Genomic DNA, 19,768 nt, shown 5'->3' on the forward strand with positions numbered 1-19,768 from the left:
CATTCTTATTTTACCAAGAAGGAAAATTTTTGTCAACTGATACAAATTATAAGAGTTCTACGCCAAATCGTTTGAGACTTTTTATTTCTTCCTGTGTCAAACGACGAAAAGTTCCTGTTGCCAACTCTTTATCCAAACTTAATGGTCCCATAGCAAGGCGCTCTAAGTCTGCTACTTTTTTACCACAAGCTGCAACCATTCGCTTCACTTGATGAAATTTTCCTTCAGAAATTGTAATCTCTACAAGAGAAGTCTGCTGCTCTTCATTTACTTTTACTATGGTCAACTTTGCAGGCTGACAGGTAAAGTCCTTAAGCTCTATTCCTGCTTCAAAGCGTGTCCTATCTTCTTCAGTCATGATGCCATCTACTTTTGCACGGTAAACTTTTGCTACATGTTTTTTAGGAGACAACATCGCATGTGCCAAAGCACCATTATTGGTTAATAACAAAAGTCCGTGAGTGTCAATATCAAGTCGTCCAACTGGAAAAACTTCTTTCTGGCGTGCACTTTCATCTAACAAATCCAAAACTGTTTGATGGTTAGCATCTTCAGTAGCTGAAATAACACCTTTCGGCTTATTTAAAAGATAATAGACAAATTTTTCATAGTCCAATACTCGCTTATTGACTGAAATTTCATCTTGATATTCATCTACTTGTACTTTCGCTGATGTGACAGCCTTCCCGTTGACCAAAACTTGTTTCTTCTTTAAAAGTTGCTTGACTTCTGTTCGTGAGCCAAGACCCATTTCTACTAAAAACTTATCTAATCGCATCTTTTTCCTCGTTTTGTTTATGAGTGACAAAAGCCGCTAAAGTTGACGTTGCCATCATGAAAACTCCTAATACACTAAAAATAAAGATTGGGGCAGAAGAAATGATTCCAATCAAAGATAAGACGAATGTTGATACCGAAGCACCGCTACTGCAACCCAAAACGACAATCGCTGTTGCACGATTTACCAAATGAGTAGGGATTTTCTCCGATACAATGTGAAACACCGCTGTTAGAGATACACTATAAGCAAAGCCAGCCAAAAGAGCACTCAAACTTAAGAGCCAAATCTGACTTGACAAGCCAATCATTATTTGGCTTAGACCAAAAACTATTCCTGTTATCGTTAATAAGCGATTTTTCAATACGCTCACTAGACTGGCAAAACTAACACCAGCCAAAATTCCCACTAGTTGCATACAGCTAAGAATCCAGCTGGCTGTTTCAGCGTTTCCGATCTCTGCCTGTAAGACTAGACTAGGGATCCGTAAAGTGATAGCGACATTAGCACAAACAATCATACCAGCTATGAAAGCTAAAAAGATACTCAAATTTATTTGTTTTCTAGTCATTTTACGAACAGATTTGAGATGTTTATGCTTATCGGATTCATTCTTTTCATAAGGAACAAACATAAGATACAGTGCCAAAACGATGAAACCAACTGTATAAACCAAAAATGTAGTTGTCCAACCAAAGTGTAAGAGTTGTCCGACCGCTAAAGTCAACAAGGCCATCCCAACAACTTCCGCTGATCCCCGATACCCCAACATTTGCACACGCTCTCTCCCTTGAAAGCGCTCGCTAATAATGGCAATTGCTCGAGGATTCATCATACCTAGACCTAACCCAAAAACAAAGCGCGAAGCAAAAACGAGATTATAAGATTGATTGAAAAATGGGATAAGACCACAAATAGAATACAGGATTAGCCCTAGTATAATCATGAACCGCTCAGATACAAAGCGTTCCAAAACACTATTAAACATCAACAAAGACATGATCCCAATGGACGGTAAGGAGACTAATAATTCTACTTGGCTGGAAGAGTAATTCTTATAATACTGGAACATAGCCGGCAAGCTACTAGAAATTGAAAATGCCGTTGTTAAAACCAATGATAAAGCCAAAATGCTAGCTTTTTCCATGAATCTTTTCATCTTATCTTCTTTCTAAAATCACACTACCACTATCATACAGTTTTTTACGAAAAGACGCAATCTAGCAACGTATGAAAACAAAAAAGAAATCAAGACTGCGCATAAGATACAACATTGATTTCATTTTACATTTGTCATACACTCAAAGTAAAACTCACGACATAAGGCATGAGGACTATGAAGCAGAAATGCATAGTCTCCTTGAATAATTTTCTCTGTTTCCTCGCGTGTTAGAGAATCTGTTTCTTTATATAATTTTCAAATTTTCTCTTTCTTTCCAGCTTGATACTACGTTCACGGAAATTATACACTCGGATGCGGTATTTTTTGCGATTATAAGCTGCATCCTCATATGAGATAGATAACAATTCATTTCTTTCATTTAGCAACTGATTTTCTTTTTCTAACATTTCCTTCTCATCTTGGTATTTCATCTGGATAATCCCACAAATAAGAGCGACAAACATATAAGCCGCAAAGGAAATCCATCTATCTGTGTTATAGACGATTGATTGCCAATTTCTCCCAGAAAAAATAGTTGCTACAAATAATCCGATTATAGAAAGACTTCCTGCAAAAATTCCATAGATTGTTTCAAAAATAATATTAATCAAAGTAACAAAAAGCAAACAGATGTCAATCATTTTGAATTAATTAAAACCGTTCAACATTGCGCTCAATACCCTAGGCAAGAAAAAAGCAAGTAAAATCTCAGCTATCTTTTGATAAGTCTTATTCGATTTTTTACTTTCTTTAATAAAATTTTTATACAAATCGGCTAGATCATCTAAAAGTGAATAATGAATAAACCATCCATAACTTGTCTTAAATTATCTTCATCTTGTGGAGTGGTAAAGACAAGGCTAAGGCGATTTGGAATCAATCACTATTTTACTGTTAGAGAATGCCAGCTCTTCTAACTTTTCTGCAACATGCTGAAAAGTAATTTCAAACGGATTATAAATGTTTAAAATTTCTGTTTGCTCATTCCAACTATCAAAAATTTTGCTGATCAGCTCTACTAAATCTTCTGAATTGATAAAATTCGCAATTTCATTGGGGTGCTTTTCGACATGAGCGGTTGTGCCTTTTTGAACCTTATCAAATAAACGATAGAAATAATCTTCCAGCAGTCTGGAAGAATACAAATAAGGACTACAGACTATTTTAAGAGATTGTCTGTTCACTTTAGCCCAGTGTTTACAAAGGCTTTCTGCTGCTATTTCTAACTCTTGAGGATAGTTAAGCACCTCTGGACCTGTTACATAAAGAATCTCAGAATGAGATAATTCCTCGGTACAATTTAAAAAGTTTGCAGTCGTTCTGGTTCCCCTACTTAAAAAGTAATCTTATTTTTTACTAATTTATTTGTACACACATTCTTTACATTGCTATTTACTTGTATTTCTTTCTCCTTTCTTTCTCCTCTATTTTATGTTATATTTATCATATACAAAGAATTTAATTTGGAATAGAAATCCATTTTTAGAACGAAGGAGAAAACATGTCTGTTATTGAAAAATTAACAAAACCAGCTCACTTGATTGATATGAATGACATCATTCGTGAAGGGAATCCAACGCTTCGGGCAGTCGCCAAGGATGTCACCTTTCCACTTACAGAGCAAGAAGTTATCTTGGGTGAAAAAATGCTCCAATTTTTGAGAAATTCACAAGACCCTGCAACTGCTGAAAAAATGGGGCTTCGTGGCGGCGTTGGTCTAGCTGCACCTCAGCTAGATCTGTCAAAGCGGATTATTGCTGTATTGGTGCCAAACCTGCCAGACAAAGAGGGCAATCCACCAAAGGAAGCCTATGCTTTGCAAACGGTTATGTACAACGCTAAAGTAGTGGCACATTCTGTTCAAGATGCCGCACTCGCTGAAGGGGAGGGCTGCTTGTCAGTTGACCGTGAAGTTCCTGGTTATGTCGTGCGCCATGCGCGTGTCACTGTTGACTATTTTGACAAAGAAGGCGAAAAACACCGCATCAAACTAAAAGGGTATAATGCTATCGTTGTGCAACACGAAATTGATCATACAAATGGTATTATGTTTTATGACCGTATCAATGAAAAAGATCCTTTCGCTATCAAAGAAGGAATGTTAGTGATCGAATAGAAAAAGTAGGGTGAGAATGATTCTCACCCTACTTTTTCTATATTAACTCCCTCTCTTCCAAAAAATAGCAAGGAGAATAATGGCTCCTAATACAGATGGAATAATGGCTGTTTCTGATAAATGAGGTCCCCAATTTCCAAATAGAGCTTGACCAACCCATGCCCCAAACCAGCCTAATAAGATCTTTCCAATGCAGCCCATTTTCTCTCCACGGTTAGTGATTGCTGCTGCAATCAGACCAATAATAAAGCCAACAAACATACTTCCAATCATTTATTTCTCCTTCCTGATATTCTGCAACGTCAAACATCTTTTCTTAACATCTCTTCAAATAACAAGGGGGGTTACTTTTTTGAAAGACAACCAAACTTAAAAGTACTACCGATGCAAGCATTGTCTTTAGGAAAAATTCACGTGCATGATGAAAATTTCTTTGAATTTTTTTAGCTTCTGCTGAAATAGTTAATTGTATAACAAAACCTTTTTATTGGCAAATGTCATACAAAGAACAACCGTAATCTATAAATTTTGTAAAAAGCTTTACAAGCAGTAAAAATTTTCACTTAAACATGTATATTTTAGTCTAGTTTTTGGAAAAATACCTAGCTGTTCGTGGAAAATTAATACTATTTCGCGAATAAACCAGCGAGAATTCTCGGTTGGAAACAGCCGTATCAGTTAAAAATCCCGCATTCATCAAAAGAAGACGTCTTAAAACAAATCATCAAACAAACTTAGCTGATTGTCTTCTGGCATATTGCCCAGGATGCCCATATCGTCCATTTTTTCGACTAAAGTAGCTGATAACCCACCACGTTTTCGCAACTCAGTCTTGGAGAGGAATTCTCCCTCTGCCCGCGCTTTAACCAATTGATTTGCAACGTTGTCACCCAGACCGTCCATGGCAGAAAATGGAGGAATCAACATATCTCCATCAATCAGAAATTCTGTCGCGTCACTCTTATAAAGATCGAGTTTTCCAAATTTAAAGCCTCTCTCCAACATTTCATTGACGATTTCCAAGGTTGTATACAGGTCAATTTCTACATTAGACGCTTCATTATTTTTACGTTTTTCAGAGATTTCATTCATTTTGCGCTTAACTGAATCTAATCCGCTACTCATGACTTTAATATCAAAGGCTTTGGCACGGATAGAAAAGTAAGCACAATAGTAATAAATCGGATGATGTACTTTGAAATAAGCTACCCGTAGAGCCATCATTACGTAGGCAGCTGCATGGGCTTTAGGAAACATGTACTTGATTTTTCCACAAGATTCAATATACCATTCAGGGACATTGTTTTCTTTCATAGCGGCAATATAACCATTACGCTCTTCGTCAGAAATTTTCAACCATGCACCTTTCCGCACACGCTCCATAATGGTAAAAGCCATTTTTGGTTCTAAGCCCTTGTGCATGAGATAGACCATGATGTCGTCCCGACAACCGATAACGGTAGATAAGTCCGCAATTCCCTGCTTAATTAAATCTTGTGCATTTCCAAGCCATACGTCGGTACCGTGAGACAAGCCTGATAATTGAAGTAATTCTGCGAAAGTTGTTGGGTGAGTTTCATCCACCATGCCCCGTACAAAATTGGTTCCAAACTCAGGAATCCCCAGCATACCAGTTGCCGTACCTATTTGCTCTTGTGTCACTCCCAGAACATCTGTTCCTGAAAAGAGTGCCATAACTTCCTTATCATCCATAGGAATATCATTAGGGTCAATACCTGATAAATCCTGCAATTTCCGAATCATAGTCGGATCATCATGACCGAGCACATCAAGTTTCAGGACATTTTCATCAATATCATGAAAATTAAAATGGGTCGTTTGCCATTCGGCAGTCAGGTCATCTGCTGGATATTGAACCGGCGTGAAATCGTAAACGTCCATGTAGTTTGGAATAACCACAATCCCACCAGGGTGCTGTCCAGTCGTTCGTTTAACACCTGATGCACCTTGCGCCAATCGCTCGACTTCTGCATCGCGATAAAATTTATTGTAATCTCGCTCATAACCTTTCACGAAACCATAGGCTGTCTTAGCTGCAACTGTACCAACAGTACCAGCCCGAAAAGCATATTCCTCCCCAAAAATGTCTCGAACATCTAAGTGGGCACTAGGCTGATCCTCTCCAGAGAAATTCAAGTCAATATCAGGGACTTTGTCTCCGTCAAATCCAAGGAAGGTCTCGAAAGGAATATCCTGGCCATTCTTGCTCAGCTTGTGGCCGCATTTTGGACAGTCCTTATCCGGCATATCAAAGCCAGAACCATAGGAGCCATCCGTGATGAACTCGCTGTATTGACATTTGCCACAGACATAGTGGGGTGACAAAGGATTGACCTCAGTAATCCCAATCATGGTCGCCACAAAGCTGGAGCCAACCGAACCACGCGAACCAACTAAATAGCCTCGTTTATTAGAACGCTGTACGAGCATTTGTGAAGCCAGATAAATCACGGCAAAACCATTCCCCAAAATAGAGGATAATTCCCGTTCAATTCGATGATCTACAATATCTGGTAGTGGATTACCATAGATTTCAAAAGCCTTTGCGTAAGTCAGCTCAGCGACTTTTTCTTCAGATTTATCAATAAATGGTGTATAGAGGTCCCCTTTTACCACTTCAATTGGTTCAAAGCTTGACGCCAACTGATTGGGATTCTCAATGACCACTTGTCGAGCTAGTTCATCACCTAAAAAAGCGAATTCATCCAGCATTTCATTGGTCGTGCGGAAGTGAGCCTTAGGAAGCGGAGCCGGCTGGGCGTTTTCACCGTGACCTATGGTCCGGTTAATCATGGCACCTTGTCCCAAACTCCTAACGATAATCTCCCGATAAATTTCTTCCTCAGGCTCAATATAATGAACATCTCCCGTAGCCAGAACTGGTTTTTCTAAGCGTTCACCCACTTCAATCAAATTCTTGATAATCGTGTGCAGCTCCTCCATATCCTTAACCTGCTCTTTGGCAATCAATGGAGCATAAATCGCTGGAGGCATGATTTCGATAAAGTCGTAATATTTCGCTACTTCGACAGCTGCATCCAGACCCTGTGAAACAACCGCATCAAACACTTCTCCTTCTGAACAAGCAGTTCCTAGAATCAAGCCTTCTCGATGCGCATCCAAAACCGTTCGCGGAATCCGTGGTACACCTTCAAAATATTTAGTATTGGACAGGCTGACCAATTTGAAAAGATTCTTCAGCCCTGTTTGATTTTTCACATAAATCGTAGCGTGTTTCACTCGTGCTTTTTTATAGGAATTTTCATCCACCAAATCCGTATTTAACTTATTAAGATTGGTAATTCCACGCTTTTCTGCTACATCTCTGATGAAGATAAATAGCAGTCGTCCTGTCGCTTCCGCATCGTAATTGGCCATGTGGTGATGGTCAAGCGATACTTGAAAACGCTTGGTTAGAGGCCCCAAACCATGCCGCTTGTATTCTGGATAGAGATTGCGGGCAAATTCCAGCGTGTCAATGACTGGTTGGGTAATTTTTTGCAGGCCATGACGCTCATAGTTGACATTCATAAAGCCCACATCAAAGGTAGCATTATGGGCGACAAGTACCGTATCTTTGCAAAATTCCTGAAATTCCTGTAAAACTTGCTCAAGTGGTTTCGCATTTTTAACATGTTCATCTGTAATTCCCGTCAAATCTGTTGTAAACGCACTCAAAGGGTGTCCTGGATTAATAAATTCGTCAAATTCCGCGATGACATTGCCCTTGTACATCTTGCTGGCTGCCACCTGAATCAAATCATTATAAATAGCAGACAAACCAGTCGTTTCTACGTCAAAGACAACATAAGTGGCTTCTCTCAACTCCATATCTATTTCATTGTAAGTAATGGGCACACGATCTTCAACAATATTGGCTTCCATACCATAAATCAACTGAATCCCGGCTTTTTTAGCAGCTTTATAACCATGAGGAAAGCTCTGCACATTGCCGTGGTCAGTAATCGCAACTGCTTTATGCCCCCACTTCGCAGCTGTCGCAATCAAGTCTTCGACTTCTGGTAGGGCATCCATAGTTGACATATTGGTATGCGCGTGAAATTCAATCCGTTTCTCACCTTCAGGCATGAGATCTTTACGGTCATAATGCACCACTTCCTGTACATCTTGTACATTCATAGTCAAATCATGCGTGAAGTTATTCATTTCAATATTTCCACGTACACGCAACCATGAATTTTTCTTAATCATGTCATATTTCTTAGCTTCTTCTTCATTTTTAAACCATTTCTGAAGCGCAAAGCTAGAAGTATAATCGGTCATCTTAAAGTTAATGAGTACGCGCCCTGTGCGAGTAACCTTTTTTTCAAGATCGAAAACCATTCCTTCAAAGACAATCCGATTTTCCTCAGTCTGAATGGCATTCATCTGCGTGATTTCAGCTTTATCCAATTTTGGTCGTGCAATAGCTTTTTTCGCTTGAAAACCAGAGTAACTTGTCTTTTCTTCAACAGGTGGAGCTGCCATTTTCTGCAGCGCTTCTATGGCTTTTAGAGCTTCATCATTCGCTGCTTGTACAATCTTTTCTTTCTCAGCTTGGAAAGTTTCGACTTGCTGCTGTGTTAAAGCATCGCTTGCCTTAACCTGACATTGAAACTGTGGAAAACCAAACTTGACCAACTGTTTTGCCAAATTTGGCAAATGAATCTTCCGAAAATGATCCGTATCAATGCTTGAAGGACCTTCAATCACTAGCTGATTCTCCTCAGCATGCACCTTCAACCGGTGATATATACTGCGAAATCCCTGACTAGTACAAGGACCTTCTGTAAAAGCTTCTTGATAATAAGCCTGCAATAACTCATCTGTGAAATCTTTGTTTATTGTCCTTATCTCAAAAACTGCTTGATTCCCCGTTTTAGAAAATTCTTCCTTCAAGCACTTTTTCAATTCTTGAAATATGTCAATCGGCAAAATTTCTGCAAAAGCAAAATGAAATTCCCAGATATGGCTGACTTTATGCACCAGAACTTGCTCAATTTCTGCATGTAAAAAGGCACTTGATTGTCTCATATCAAGTGGCATATTAATCTGATTCATTAAAATTTCAAACGTTGATGACATCTTTTTCCCTCGCCTTGTAATGACACTATTCTACCATAAAACAAAGGATTTATCGATTAAAAAATAAAGAATCCCCTTTGCCTTGCCATTAGTATAAACCATTTTTATTTTAAGTCACATCTTGCTAGCTTGCTTAAGAGTGAGTATCTGGAAAATATAAGCATCTTTACTATAATAAAATTAGCAAATCTTAGTCCACTTTTTTAAACATTCACAAAGCACAAGCTAAAAGACAAAGAAAAAACAGAATCCCCCAAAATAAGGGCGTTCTGTTTTTCCTTCTTATTATTTATAACCTTGTAACGCTTTTTGGCGTTCTTCAGTTTGGCCTTTCGCATCTAATTTTTTACCTTTGTAAACTGTGCTTTCCCATGAACCATACATTGGATTTGGGAAGATAATGAATTTTTCGCCAAATTCTTTCTTTAATTCTTCCAATTTCTTGCCACGTTCATCAGCTGATGTCTTTGAGAAATCTGCAAAGTCAACCAGATTATCTCCTAGCAACATAACTAGATTCGTTTTTTCCTGAACTTTTTGACGGCGACCTTCTTTTGATTTCACGCCTTTTTCTAAAAACATCAAATGATCTTTCCCTTGTACAGGAATACCTTCTTTTTCTAAGTTCTTAATCGTTGCATCTACTTGATTTGCCGCACGGTCAGAAATATAGTAGATTTGAACACCATTTTGATGAGCATATTGGAGAAATTCTTTCGCACCAGGAACAGCTTTAGCTGAAGCTTTCTGTACCCAAGCATCCCAATTTTTAGGATTAAAAGCTGTGCCGTCTTTGACATTCTGTACTTGGTAAGGGCTATTGTCTAAGACCGTTTCATCCAAGTCAAGAACGATTGAATAGGGCTTATCTGTCGGCTTTTGCAGTAATTCTTTCAATCGGTTCGTGGCGACATTATAACCTTGTAGATACAGAGCCTTCGCTTCATCAGACTTTTGATACCAAAGTGTGCCCATGGTATTTTCTCTTGAGCGCACTTGATCATAAGTCATCGTAACTTTATTGTCAGATGTGTTGCTTTGCGCAGCCTTATTATCAGTTGCTTTTGTCCCACAACTAGTCAATAAAATAACTGAAGCAAGAGCTGAAAAAATTGTGATTGTGGCTTTAGATGATTTCATAAAACCAATTCCTCCTAATATTAATCTATCAAAATTATAGCGTTTTCATAAAAACATTTCAAGTTATCTGACCAATTATACAGACGAAAAACAGATTGGCAGAAAAATGTCCAATAAATCCATCAAAAAATCGAGTAGGAGCTAATTTCTAGTTACTCTCACACTACCCGTACGTGCCGTTCAGCATACGGCGATTCAACTAACTTTTAACGCATGTCGTTCAAGATAATAATCTAAACAGCTAACCAGTCCTCGTTTTGCGAGGGCTGGTTTTGATATAGCTTGCTTGAATACCGGCTTAGTCGCAACCAATTGATAGTGCTCACCCCAACCTGAGAATTTATCCGCTATCCATTTAGGAACGCCTAATTTTAGTAATCCCCATAGTCGTCTCGATTTCTTCTTCTATTGTTTCCAGATAATCACTTGGATACGAGTTCTCAAACGCTCATCTATTTGAGTTACTACCTTTTTCATGTCGCCAAGAGAAAAATAGTTTATCCACCCTCGTATAACCCAGTTTAATCGCTCAATATGTGTTGTTAGGTCCATACTCCACTTTCTAGTCGCCAGTCGTTTCAACTTTCGTTTAAAACTCTGAACACTATCCTGATGAGGACGACTCTTCCAACCTTGCGGAGACTTCCAAAAACCAAAACTTAGGTACTTGAGTTGGCTAGGTTTCACGATTTTAGTTTTTGTCATGTTCACTTTCAGCTCCAATCGCTTCTCAATAAAGCGACTGACTGAGTACATAACTCACTTGCTAACTGCTTCTCTCCTAACCGTAATTACGCAATCATCTGCGTACCGAATGCAATGAAGACCTCGTTTCTCTAGCTCCTTATCCAACTCATTAAGCATGATATTTGATAACAGCGGAGATAAGTTACCCCCTTGAGGTATCCCTACAAGAGTCTTGTGACGTTGATCATTGATAATTACCCTCGATGAAGGTATTTCCGAATCAGTAATTCTGTATCTCCATCATGAATAATATTCTGCACTAGAGACATGAGTCTATCTTGCGGTACTGTGTCGGAGAATTTCTCTAGGTCAATATCCACAATCCACTCATAACCATCATTAAGGCACTCAAGTAACTTGACAATGGCTGTCTCACAAGAATGATTTGGTCTGAAACCATAGCTGTATTCTGAGAAACGAACTTCACAGATTGGACTCAGGACTTGAACGATAGCCTATTGTATCATTCTGTCCGTGACAGTTGGGATTCCTAGGTTGCGGATGTCTCCATTGGGTTTCGGAATTTCAACTCTGAGTACGGGCTGAGGTTTATCCTTCCTCTCCTTGATAAGCTGTTTTGTTTCTCGCCAGTTTTGACGGAGATAGCCGTCCATCTGTTCGATAGTAATTCCAGCAATACCAGCAGATCCTTTATTAGTTTTCACCTGTTTATAAGCTTCAAGCATATTGTTACGAGATAATATCATACTTAGCAATTCTGACATGTGTGGATTCCCTTTCTGTTTTGTTGCCTGTAGGCTATCTTATATTGGTAAGCTGTCCACTATCAATACGTACTAACTTTCAGCTCTATCAGACTGTTCGTTTTACAGACACAAGTGTCTAGGATTACTTCGATTAGTTATTCACCCCTTCACTCCATCTCCATTACAGAAACTTCTTCACTACTATGGATTCGACTGACTTCTTGTCGTTCGCTGTTACTAGGTTTTACCCTCGACAAGACCTCACGGGATAAGTCATACATCTTTCCTCGTTTACTCTCGTGATTTACGCATATAGGTTACGACTGCCTATTTGGATTTTAGGGTTATAAGCCCCCTCATCCACTATATGTGCCTTCATATCACGTTTCTATTCGTACAGTCACGATTTCGCTATCCCTTCCTCTCCTTGCTACCTCACGATAGTCAGGCTTGGGAGTCACTATTGGGTTCACCGGTAGCGGATGCCCCAGATGACTTGCACCTCAGATGTATGACATGCCCATCGTACACAAAAAATCTCTGTTTTTTCACAGAGATTTCAATTATTTTTATTTCATTTATAAAAAACAGTAATAATGCTCGCTACAATAATTAGCAGCAAACCTACAATTAAAAATCAATATCTGTCAGCCATTTGATAGCATCTGTTGTGCTAGACAATGCATGCCCTTGAGCACTATTTTTCATTATTTGATCAATGACAATTTGTGCCTCACTATAAGTCGAACCACCTGAAGTTGCAAAAGTTGCGACTCGTTTACCAGCTAAATCCAGACTTTCCATTACTGTTTGGATAAGGCGTGGCGGACGTCCCCACCAAATCGGATAACGCAGACCAATCATCTGTGAATGTGTTGGACAGACCTAATACCATAACCATCCGAACCATCATAAAGGAAATGTTCACAAAGGAATTCTCCCCATAGCGGTTCGTATACCGTCTGAATCATCCAAGTGTTACCAGCACGATGAGACAAGCTATAAAGGACATAAAACTCGTATAACTAATCATCCTATGATGCAAATGATGGATTAGCTCCATCATTTTAGAAATAGCATAAACAAAAGACTAAGTCATAGAAAAGCTCAATAAACTCTACTTTTTTGCTTGTATGATAACTCCTTAAAAATAATATTCATAAAGAAAGAGAATGAATTGTTCTTATAAACTAGTCATCATTTTCTTACTTTTTACCATAATTTTCAAAAGCAAGTGCAGCAAGTTTTTCTTCGAGGTATAGTGTTTATAAACAGAAAAAGGCTTCAGCTAACATACGCTTTTCTAAGCTTATAAAAAATTCTAGCAGAAATTAACTTCTGCTAGAATTTTTTATTTCACAACAATATTAACCAATTTGTTAGGTACGACAATGACTTTGATGACTTGCTTGCCAGCAATTTCTACTTGAATTCTTTCGTTGGCAAGAGCAAGTTTTTCAAGTTCCTCACGGCTTGAGTCTTTTGGTACAACAAGTTTCGCACGAACTTTACCTTTGATTTGAACAACGATTTCTACATCGTTTTCAACCAACTTGGCTTCGTCCCATGTTGGCCAAAGAACATATGAAATTGATTCACCAGATTGTGTCAATGTTTGCCACAATTCTTCTGAAAGGTGTGGTGCAAATGGTGCTAACAATTGTATAAAACCTTTAGCGTAATCAGCAAAAAGTTTGTCTTCTTTGTTTGCAGCATTAATGAAAACCATTAATTGAGCGATAGCTGTGTTGAATTTCATGGCTTCAAGTTGTTCTGTAACGGCTTTGACAGTTTCATTATAAACTTTATCCAAGTTACCATTATTTTCAGCCACAATTTCTTTTGTTGTCAACAAACGATAAACACGGTCGAGGAATTTACGTGAGCCTTCAAGTCCTTCTTCAGACCAAGCAATAGATGCATCCAGTGGCCCCATAAACATTTCGTAAACGCGAAGAGTATCTGCACCATACTGCTCCACTACATCATCTGGATTAACAACATTCTTCAAAGATTTAGACATCTTAGCTGGAGCTTGTTCCAATTCTTCACCTGTTTCGATACTGAAGAAAGAACCGTCACGTTTTTCAACTTTATCTGTCGCTACAAGGGCGCCACGGTGGTCACGATAGCTTGTTCCCAGAATCATCCCTTGGTTAAAGAGTTTTTGGAAGGGTTCTTTAGTTGGAACAACACCAAGGTCATATAGAACTTTGTGCCAAAAGCGTGCATAGAGCAGGTGAAGCACGGCATGTTCAGCACCACCAATGTAAATATCAACTGGTAGCCATGCCTTAAGCAGTTCTTCATCAGCTAATTTTTCCGTATTGTGTGGGTCAATGTAGCGCAGATAATACCAGCTTGAACCTGCCCATTGCGGCATGGTGTTCGTTTCGCGACGGCCTTTGACACCATCTTCACGCGTAACTTCCAGCCAGTCTGTCAAGTTAGCAAGTGGACTTTCACCTGTTCCTGAAGGTTTGATATCTTTTGTTACTGGCAATACAAGTGGTAGTTGATCTTCTGGAACAGCTGTTGTTATGCCATCTTCCCAATGAATGATTGGGATTGGTTCCCCCCAATAACGTTGACGTGAGAAAAGCCAGTCACGCAAACGGTAAGTGACTTTCTTGTTGCCAACACTTTCTGCTTCAAGCCATTCAACCATTTTATCAATAGCTTGCGCTTTATCAAGACCATCTAGGAAACCAGAGTTGATGTGAAGACCGTCTTCTGTATAGGCTGCTTCCTCAACATTTCCACCTTCGAGAACTGGAATAATTTCTAAATCGAATTGCTTTGCAAATTCCCAGTCGCGGTCATCATGCGCAGGAACTGCCATAATAGCTCCCGTCCCATAGCTAGCAAGCACATAATCGGCAATCCAGATTGGAATTTCCTTACCATTAACTGGGTTCATGGCATAGCTACCAGTCCAGACACCTGTTTTTTCTTTGGCAAGATCTGTACGAGCAAGGTCAGATTTAAGGCTTGCTTGGTGTTTGTAGTCAGTAACGGCTTGAGCTTGTTCAGGACTGGTAATAGCATCAACAAGAGCATGTTCTGGCGCTAAAACAGCGTAAGTCGCACCAAATAATGTATCTGGACGAGTTGTAAATACGGTGAAATCTTTGTCTGTATCTTTTACTTTGAACGTTACATTTGCACCAGTTGATTTACCAATCCAGTTCCGCTGCATATCTTTGATAGATTCTGGCCAATCAAGGTCATCTAGATCTTCCAAGAGGCGTTCAGCATAAGCTGTGATTTTAAGCATCCATTGACGCATTGGTTTACGAACAACTGGATAACCACCACGTTCAGATGTACCATCGGGAAGGACTTCTTCGTTGGCAATGGCCGTTCCTAGTTCTTCAACCCAGTTAACTGGTACTTCAGCTTCGTATGCCAAACCTTTTTCATACAATTTTGTAAAAATCCACTGTGTCCACTTATAGTAGTTAGGGTCAGTTGTATTGACTTCACGATCCCAGTCATATGAGAAACCAAGGCTATTGATTTGACGTTTGAAGTTGGCAATATTTTCTGCCGTAAACTCAGCAGGATCATTTCCCGTATCCATTGCGTATTGTTCTGCTGGAAGTCCAAAAGCATCCCACCCCATTGGATGAAGGACATTATAGCCTTGCGCACGTTTGAAACGGCTAAGAATATCAGTTGCTGTATAGCCTTCTGGGTGTCCTACGTGAAGACCAGCGCCAGATGGGTAGGGGAACATATCCAACGCATAAAAGTTTGGTTTTGCACTATCTGTTCCTGTTTTGAACGTATGATTATCAGCCCAATAGGTCTGCCATTTTCTTTCAATTGATTTGTGATTATAAAAAGTCATTGATTCACTCCAATTTTGTGATGTTATTATTATACCATTTTTAAGCGATTTTAAAAGGCATAATTAGGGAAAAGCGTGCTTTGACTAACTGAATTTATTGTGTGACTAATCTCAATTAACTTTTGCTGGAGATTTTATTTTAAATTTTTTAAACTTCCCCCTTGACATGGAACGCGTTTCATCATTTATAATGAAGCCAAGCTAGCGAATTAACAGAAAAAGAGGATAAAATCATGACTATTAAACGTATTTTTACAGACATGGATGGCACATTGCTTAATTCCAAGGGGCAGCTTTCGAAAGATAACGCAAAAGCGATTCGCAAAGCAAATATTCCTCTTACTCTGGTTTCCGCGCGTGCTCCTATGGAGATGATGGAAGTCATTGAAACACTTAAACTGCAAGGCCCACAAGTTGCTTTTAACGGTGGCTTGATTTTCCAAATGAAAAACAAGATAATCCAACCACTTCATGTAAACATTATCCCCAAAAGAACTGTCCAGCAATTACTAACCACCATTCGGCAGTCCTTTCCTAAAGTCAGCCTCAGTTACTATGACATCAGCCATTGGTATTGTGATAAAATAGATAAAGGAATCCGTTTTGAATATGAGCTAACCCAGCAAGCTCCGACTCTTATCACTGATGCCAATCGATTTCTTCTGGGACAGGAGAACACTTTTAAACTAATGATGATTTCTTTCGAAGAAATAGAAATACAAACTTTAGAAAAAATGCTTCATTCTCTCAATTTAACGACTATTTCTATTCAGCGTTCTGGTAAATTCTACCTTGAAATTACCAGTAAACATGCTCAAAAGTCAAAGGGGATCCATTATATCTTAAAACGGGAAAATCTTGCAAAAATGGAAACCGCAGCTTTTGGAGACGGACACAATGATATTCCTATGTTAAAAACCGTAGGCTATCCCATTGTGATGGAAAACGCTTTCGATGAGATTAAATCATTAGCTTACAAAATTACCAAATCAAACGAACAAGATGGCGTTGGATATGGTATTCAAAAATTTATAAAGAAGGTCAATCATGGTCAACATTCGTCAAATCGCAAAAATAAGCGGTTATTCAGTTTCTAGCGTATCACGAGTTATCAATAATCATCCTTATGTTTCTAGTGAAACACGGGAAAAAATTCTGAAAGTCATGAAAGACTTGGATTATGCTCCAAGCATCGTAGCACAAGAACTCAGTTCTGGCAACACTTATAAAATTGGAGTAGTTATTCCGCACACTCGACACCCTTATTTTACGCAGCTACTAAATGGAATGATGGATGCTGCACAAGAAAGTCGATACAATTTACTGCTTTTACCTTCTCAATATGATATAGATCTAGAAATGTCTTACCTAGAACAATTGCGAGGGCATGGCTTTGACCATCTAATTTTTACTTCCAGAAGCGTTTCTTTAGAAACAATTATGTCCTATACAAAATATGGCAATATTCTTTGTTGTGAAGAAACGAACCAGTCCCAATTGAGTAGCGTCTATGTTGATCGAACAGCCGCTTCTATTGAAGCTTTCCGATGGCTACAAGAAAGAAATTTAGACAAGATAGCGTTACTCTTTACTCGGGCTGACAAAAAAAGCTTGACTTATCGCTCCATTCTTTCTGCATATAAAGAAGTCTTTCAAGAAAAGCAACCCCCCTTGATACTAGACGGAATTGCTTGCGAACAAGATGGATATGAAGCAGCACAACAATTGCAAAAACGACCAGAACTAACTTGCATTTTTACAAATGGGGATGATGTAGCAGCCGGTATTTCTCGCTACTACCAAGAGAAAAAATTAAAATTACCTTGTATCATTGGTCAAGAAAATCTTTTAGTTGGTCGATTGATGGGAATCCCTACCATTGACAATAAATCTTATCTCTTAGGACGCAAATGCTTCCAGCAAGCTATTTCTACTGAGAAGCGCACAATCGTTTTACAATCAGAATTTATTCCGCGATAAAATTTCAATCGTCAACAACAGATACAAAAATAAATATCACCGTTCTTAATATAAAAAGTTCTCAAATGAAAATTTGAGAACTTTTTATATTCTTATGCTACTAACAAACGTTGAAATTACCAAATAATCACGCGATCTTCTGGTTTACGCCACATGCCGTCGCCTTCTTTAACATCAAAAGTTGTAAAGAAATCATCAAAGTTTGGCAATTGAACATTCGTCCGAAGTTTTCCGGGAGCATGCACATCTACACTTGCTAGCATTTGCATATATTCTGGACGAGCTTTCATGCGCCAGATACGAGCAAAGTTGGTAAAAAATTCTTCCGCAGAGAAGTCAGCTTCTTTCTTAGCTGCTTCCAGCGCTGCCGCAATCCCACCGAGGTCTGCAATATTTTCTGAAACAGTCAGCTTCCCATTGACTTTAGCTCCGTAAGAATCTTGTCCGTCAAATTGCTCAATCACCTTCTGAGTCCGAGCTGTGAAAGCTTCGTAGTCTTCTGGCTTCCACCAATTTTTAAGGCTACCATGCTCGTCAAAGGAAGCACCGTTTGAGTCAAAAGCATGAGAGATTTCATGCGCAATTACTGCACCGATTCCGCCATAGTTTGCTGATGAAGATTGATGCAAATCATAAAAAGGTGCTTGAAGAATAGCGGCTGGAAAAACAATCTGATTTTGTTGTGGATCATAGTAGGCATTTACCAGATGAGCTGGCATGTGCCATTCACTGCGATCCACTTCTTTGTTCCATTTACTCCAAGTGTGTGCAATGGCTACTTTCGCTAAATTTTGAGCATTTTCAATTAAACCGAGCTGTTCATCAATCACTTTTTTCGCATAAGTTTCTGGCAATTTCTCTGGATAACCAATATGTGGAGTGATAACATTGAGTTTGACAATGGCCTTGTCCCGTGTCTCCTTAGCAAGCCAATCAGCTGTTTCTAAGCGTGATTTATAGACATCAATCATCGTCTTGACCTTATGTTCCACATCTGCTTTGGCTTCTGGTGAGAATTTCTCTTTTGCATACCAAAGACCGAGGGCTTGGTTATAAGGTGCTTGTGCTAGTTGATAAGCTGCTTTTTCTTTTGGACGAGCTTCTGGAACGCCTGAAATAGCACGCACATAGGTGCCTGAAAGGACGCGAATTTCTTCTGTTAGCAAGGAAGTCCATGCTCCAGTAGAGAATAATTTCAATGCTGCATGCAAATACTCCCAATTTTCTTCTGAATAATATTCCGCTGCAAACTCTTTCCAAAAACGCTCTTGAGGAACAATCACCTTGTCTGGGCTTTGTCCCAAAATCTCTGTAAAAATTGCATCAAGTGGCAATTCTGGAGCGAGCTTCGTGAAATCTGCCCAATCATAAGGGTGATATAACTTCACATATTCTGAAGTTTCTTCATTGGAAAGGACATACTTAGCTAATTTAGCATCTAATTCCAGATATTTATCCAAAATATCTTTTGTTTCTTCTGCTGAAAAGCCAAATTTAGGTAATAATTCTTCCTGCATCTTGCGCCAGATTGTCAGCAATTCCTTGCCTTTTTCATTTCCTTCTTCATAATAGGTCGTATCTGGTAAAATGATTCCAGGTGCATCGGCCCAGAGAACATTCATTTTAGCATTCATAAAGTCTGGCGCGACGTCAAAAGTAAAAGCATTCGGCTTTCCAGCCATTTCATACTCAGCAATCTTCGCTGCAAACTCCTTGAAAGAACTTAAAGCTTTATATTCTTCCACAAGCGGCATTGCAGGGGTCACTCCTGCTCGTTCCCGTCCGTCAAAATCTGCTACCAAACGGTGGTATTTCACAAAATTTTGCAAAATTGGATCTTCTGGAACATCTTGACCTGCTAACCATTTATCAGTTGTTGCTAGCATCAATTTTTCAATATCTTGATCCAAATCCATAAATCCACCTGTCACAGGCTTGTCCTCAGGAATCACAGCAGTTTTTTCCCATTCACCATTGACATAATTAAAAAAGTCATCTTGTAAACGTGTCATCTTGTTCTCGCTTTCATTGTTTTATCTTAATCCTATCAAAAAAGTTCTGAATAATCAAACTTTTATCAAAAGAGATTTTTATGCCAAACCTTACTTCTGATTTTTCTTAAAAATTCTAAAAATTAACTTGACTTAATTTTTATTTTAATGTATATTAACTGTAGGGG

At 38.9% G+C, this 19,768-nt stretch carries 12 protein-coding genes and 2 pseudogenes; 3 read left to right on the top strand and 11 right to left on the bottom strand.

All coding sequences use genetic code 11. The features are described 5' to 3' along the window. Positions 1–46: 46 nt before the first annotated feature. From HMPREF1514_RS06190 to HMPREF1514_RS06205, 4 genes and pseudogenes are all read right to left on the bottom strand, one after another. Positions 47–778, bottom strand: a complete 732-nt coding sequence (locus HMPREF1514_RS06190; RefSeq protein ID WP_037598047.1) for a pseudouridine synthase — start codon at positions 776–778, stop codon at positions 47–49. Further along, the gene (locus tag HMPREF1514_RS06195; RefSeq protein ID WP_037598050.1) at positions 765–1,937 is read right to left on the bottom strand and encodes an MFS transporter; all 1,173 of its coding nucleotides are present in this window, start codon (positions 1,935–1,937) and stop codon (positions 765–767) included. Before HMPREF1514_RS06195 ends, HMPREF1514_RS06190 begins: the two co-directional genes overlap by 14 nt. A gap of 126 nt (positions 1,938–2,063) precedes the next feature. Next, positions 2,064–2,269 (bottom strand): annotated as a pseudogene (locus HMPREF1514_RS09795) (polyphosphate polymerase domain-containing protein); the annotation flags it as partial. 531 nt (positions 2,270–2,800) lie between these two features. Next, entirely contained in the window at positions 2,801–3,187 is a 387-nt protein-coding gene (locus HMPREF1514_RS06205; protein WP_037598052.1) for a hypothetical protein, read from the bottom strand. A gap of 254 nt (positions 3,188–3,441) precedes the next feature. Between HMPREF1514_RS06205 and def the strand changes: the two genes are divergently transcribed. After that, positions 3,442–4,056 carry a peptide deformylase gene (def, locus tag HMPREF1514_RS06210; RefSeq protein WP_037598054.1) on the top strand — a complete coding sequence of 205 codons (615 nt, stop codon included), beginning with the start codon at positions 3,442–3,444 and terminating at the stop codon, positions 4,054–4,056. A gap of 42 nt (positions 4,057–4,098) precedes the next feature. On the opposite strand, the gene HMPREF1514_RS06215 is transcribed toward def, so the two are convergent. The 6 genes and pseudogenes from HMPREF1514_RS06215 to leuS form a co-directional block, all read right to left on the bottom strand. Further along, positions 4,099–4,329, bottom strand: a complete 231-nt coding sequence (locus tag HMPREF1514_RS06215) for a GlsB/YeaQ/YmgE family stress response membrane protein (RefSeq protein WP_037598057.1) — start codon at positions 4,327–4,329, stop codon at positions 4,099–4,101. A 438-nt stretch (positions 4,330–4,767) separates the two neighbouring features. Beyond that, positions 4,768–9,162, bottom strand: coding sequence for a PolC-type DNA polymerase III (locus HMPREF1514_RS06220; protein WP_037598059.1), 4,395 nt, complete (start codon positions 9,160–9,162; stop codon positions 4,768–4,770). 285 nt (positions 9,163–9,447) lie between these two features. After that, positions 9,448–10,302: a 5'-nucleotidase, lipoprotein e(P4) family gene (locus HMPREF1514_RS06225; protein ID WP_037598061.1), complete on the bottom strand. Its 855-nt coding sequence runs from the start codon at positions 10,300–10,302 to the stop codon at positions 9,448–9,450. Positions 10,303–10,497: 195 nt separating this feature from the next. Next, a pseudogene (gene ltrA, locus HMPREF1514_RS09490) lies at positions 10,498–11,774 on the bottom strand (group II intron reverse transcriptase/maturase). Positions 11,775–12,386: 612 nt separating this feature from the next. Next, positions 12,387–12,620, bottom strand: coding sequence for a flavodoxin (locus tag HMPREF1514_RS06240; RefSeq protein WP_051426773.1), 234 nt, complete (start codon positions 12,618–12,620; stop codon positions 12,387–12,389). A 487-nt stretch (positions 12,621–13,107) separates the two neighbouring features. Further along, entirely contained in the window at positions 13,108–15,609 is a 2,502-nt protein-coding gene (gene leuS, locus HMPREF1514_RS06245; protein WP_037598067.1) for a leucine--tRNA ligase, read from the bottom strand. Between the two features lie 233 nt (positions 15,610–15,842). On the opposite strand from leuS, the gene HMPREF1514_RS06250 reads away from it, so the two are divergent. Then, complete coding sequence (locus tag HMPREF1514_RS06250) at positions 15,843–16,706, top strand: Cof-type HAD-IIB family hydrolase (RefSeq protein ID WP_037598070.1); 864 nt, start codon at positions 15,843–15,845, stop codon at positions 16,704–16,706. Continuing rightward, positions 16,657–17,589 (top strand): LacI family DNA-binding transcriptional regulator, encoded by a 933-nt coding sequence (locus tag HMPREF1514_RS06255; RefSeq protein WP_037598072.1) that lies wholly within the window; start codon positions 16,657–16,659, stop codon positions 17,587–17,589. The genes HMPREF1514_RS06250 and HMPREF1514_RS06255 overlap by 50 nt, the downstream gene beginning before the upstream one ends. 116 nt (positions 17,590–17,705) lie before the next feature. On the opposite strand, the gene HMPREF1514_RS06260 is transcribed toward HMPREF1514_RS06255, so the two are convergent. After that, entirely contained in the window at positions 17,706–19,601 is a 1,896-nt protein-coding gene (locus HMPREF1514_RS06260) for a M13 family metallopeptidase (protein WP_037598074.1), read from the bottom strand. Positions 19,602–19,768: the final 167 nt, after the last annotated feature.

The organism is Streptococcus sp. AS20 (assembly GCF_000524255.1).
Taxonomy (GTDB): Bacteria; Bacillota; Bacilli; order Lactobacillales; family Streptococcaceae; genus Streptococcus; species Streptococcus constellatus.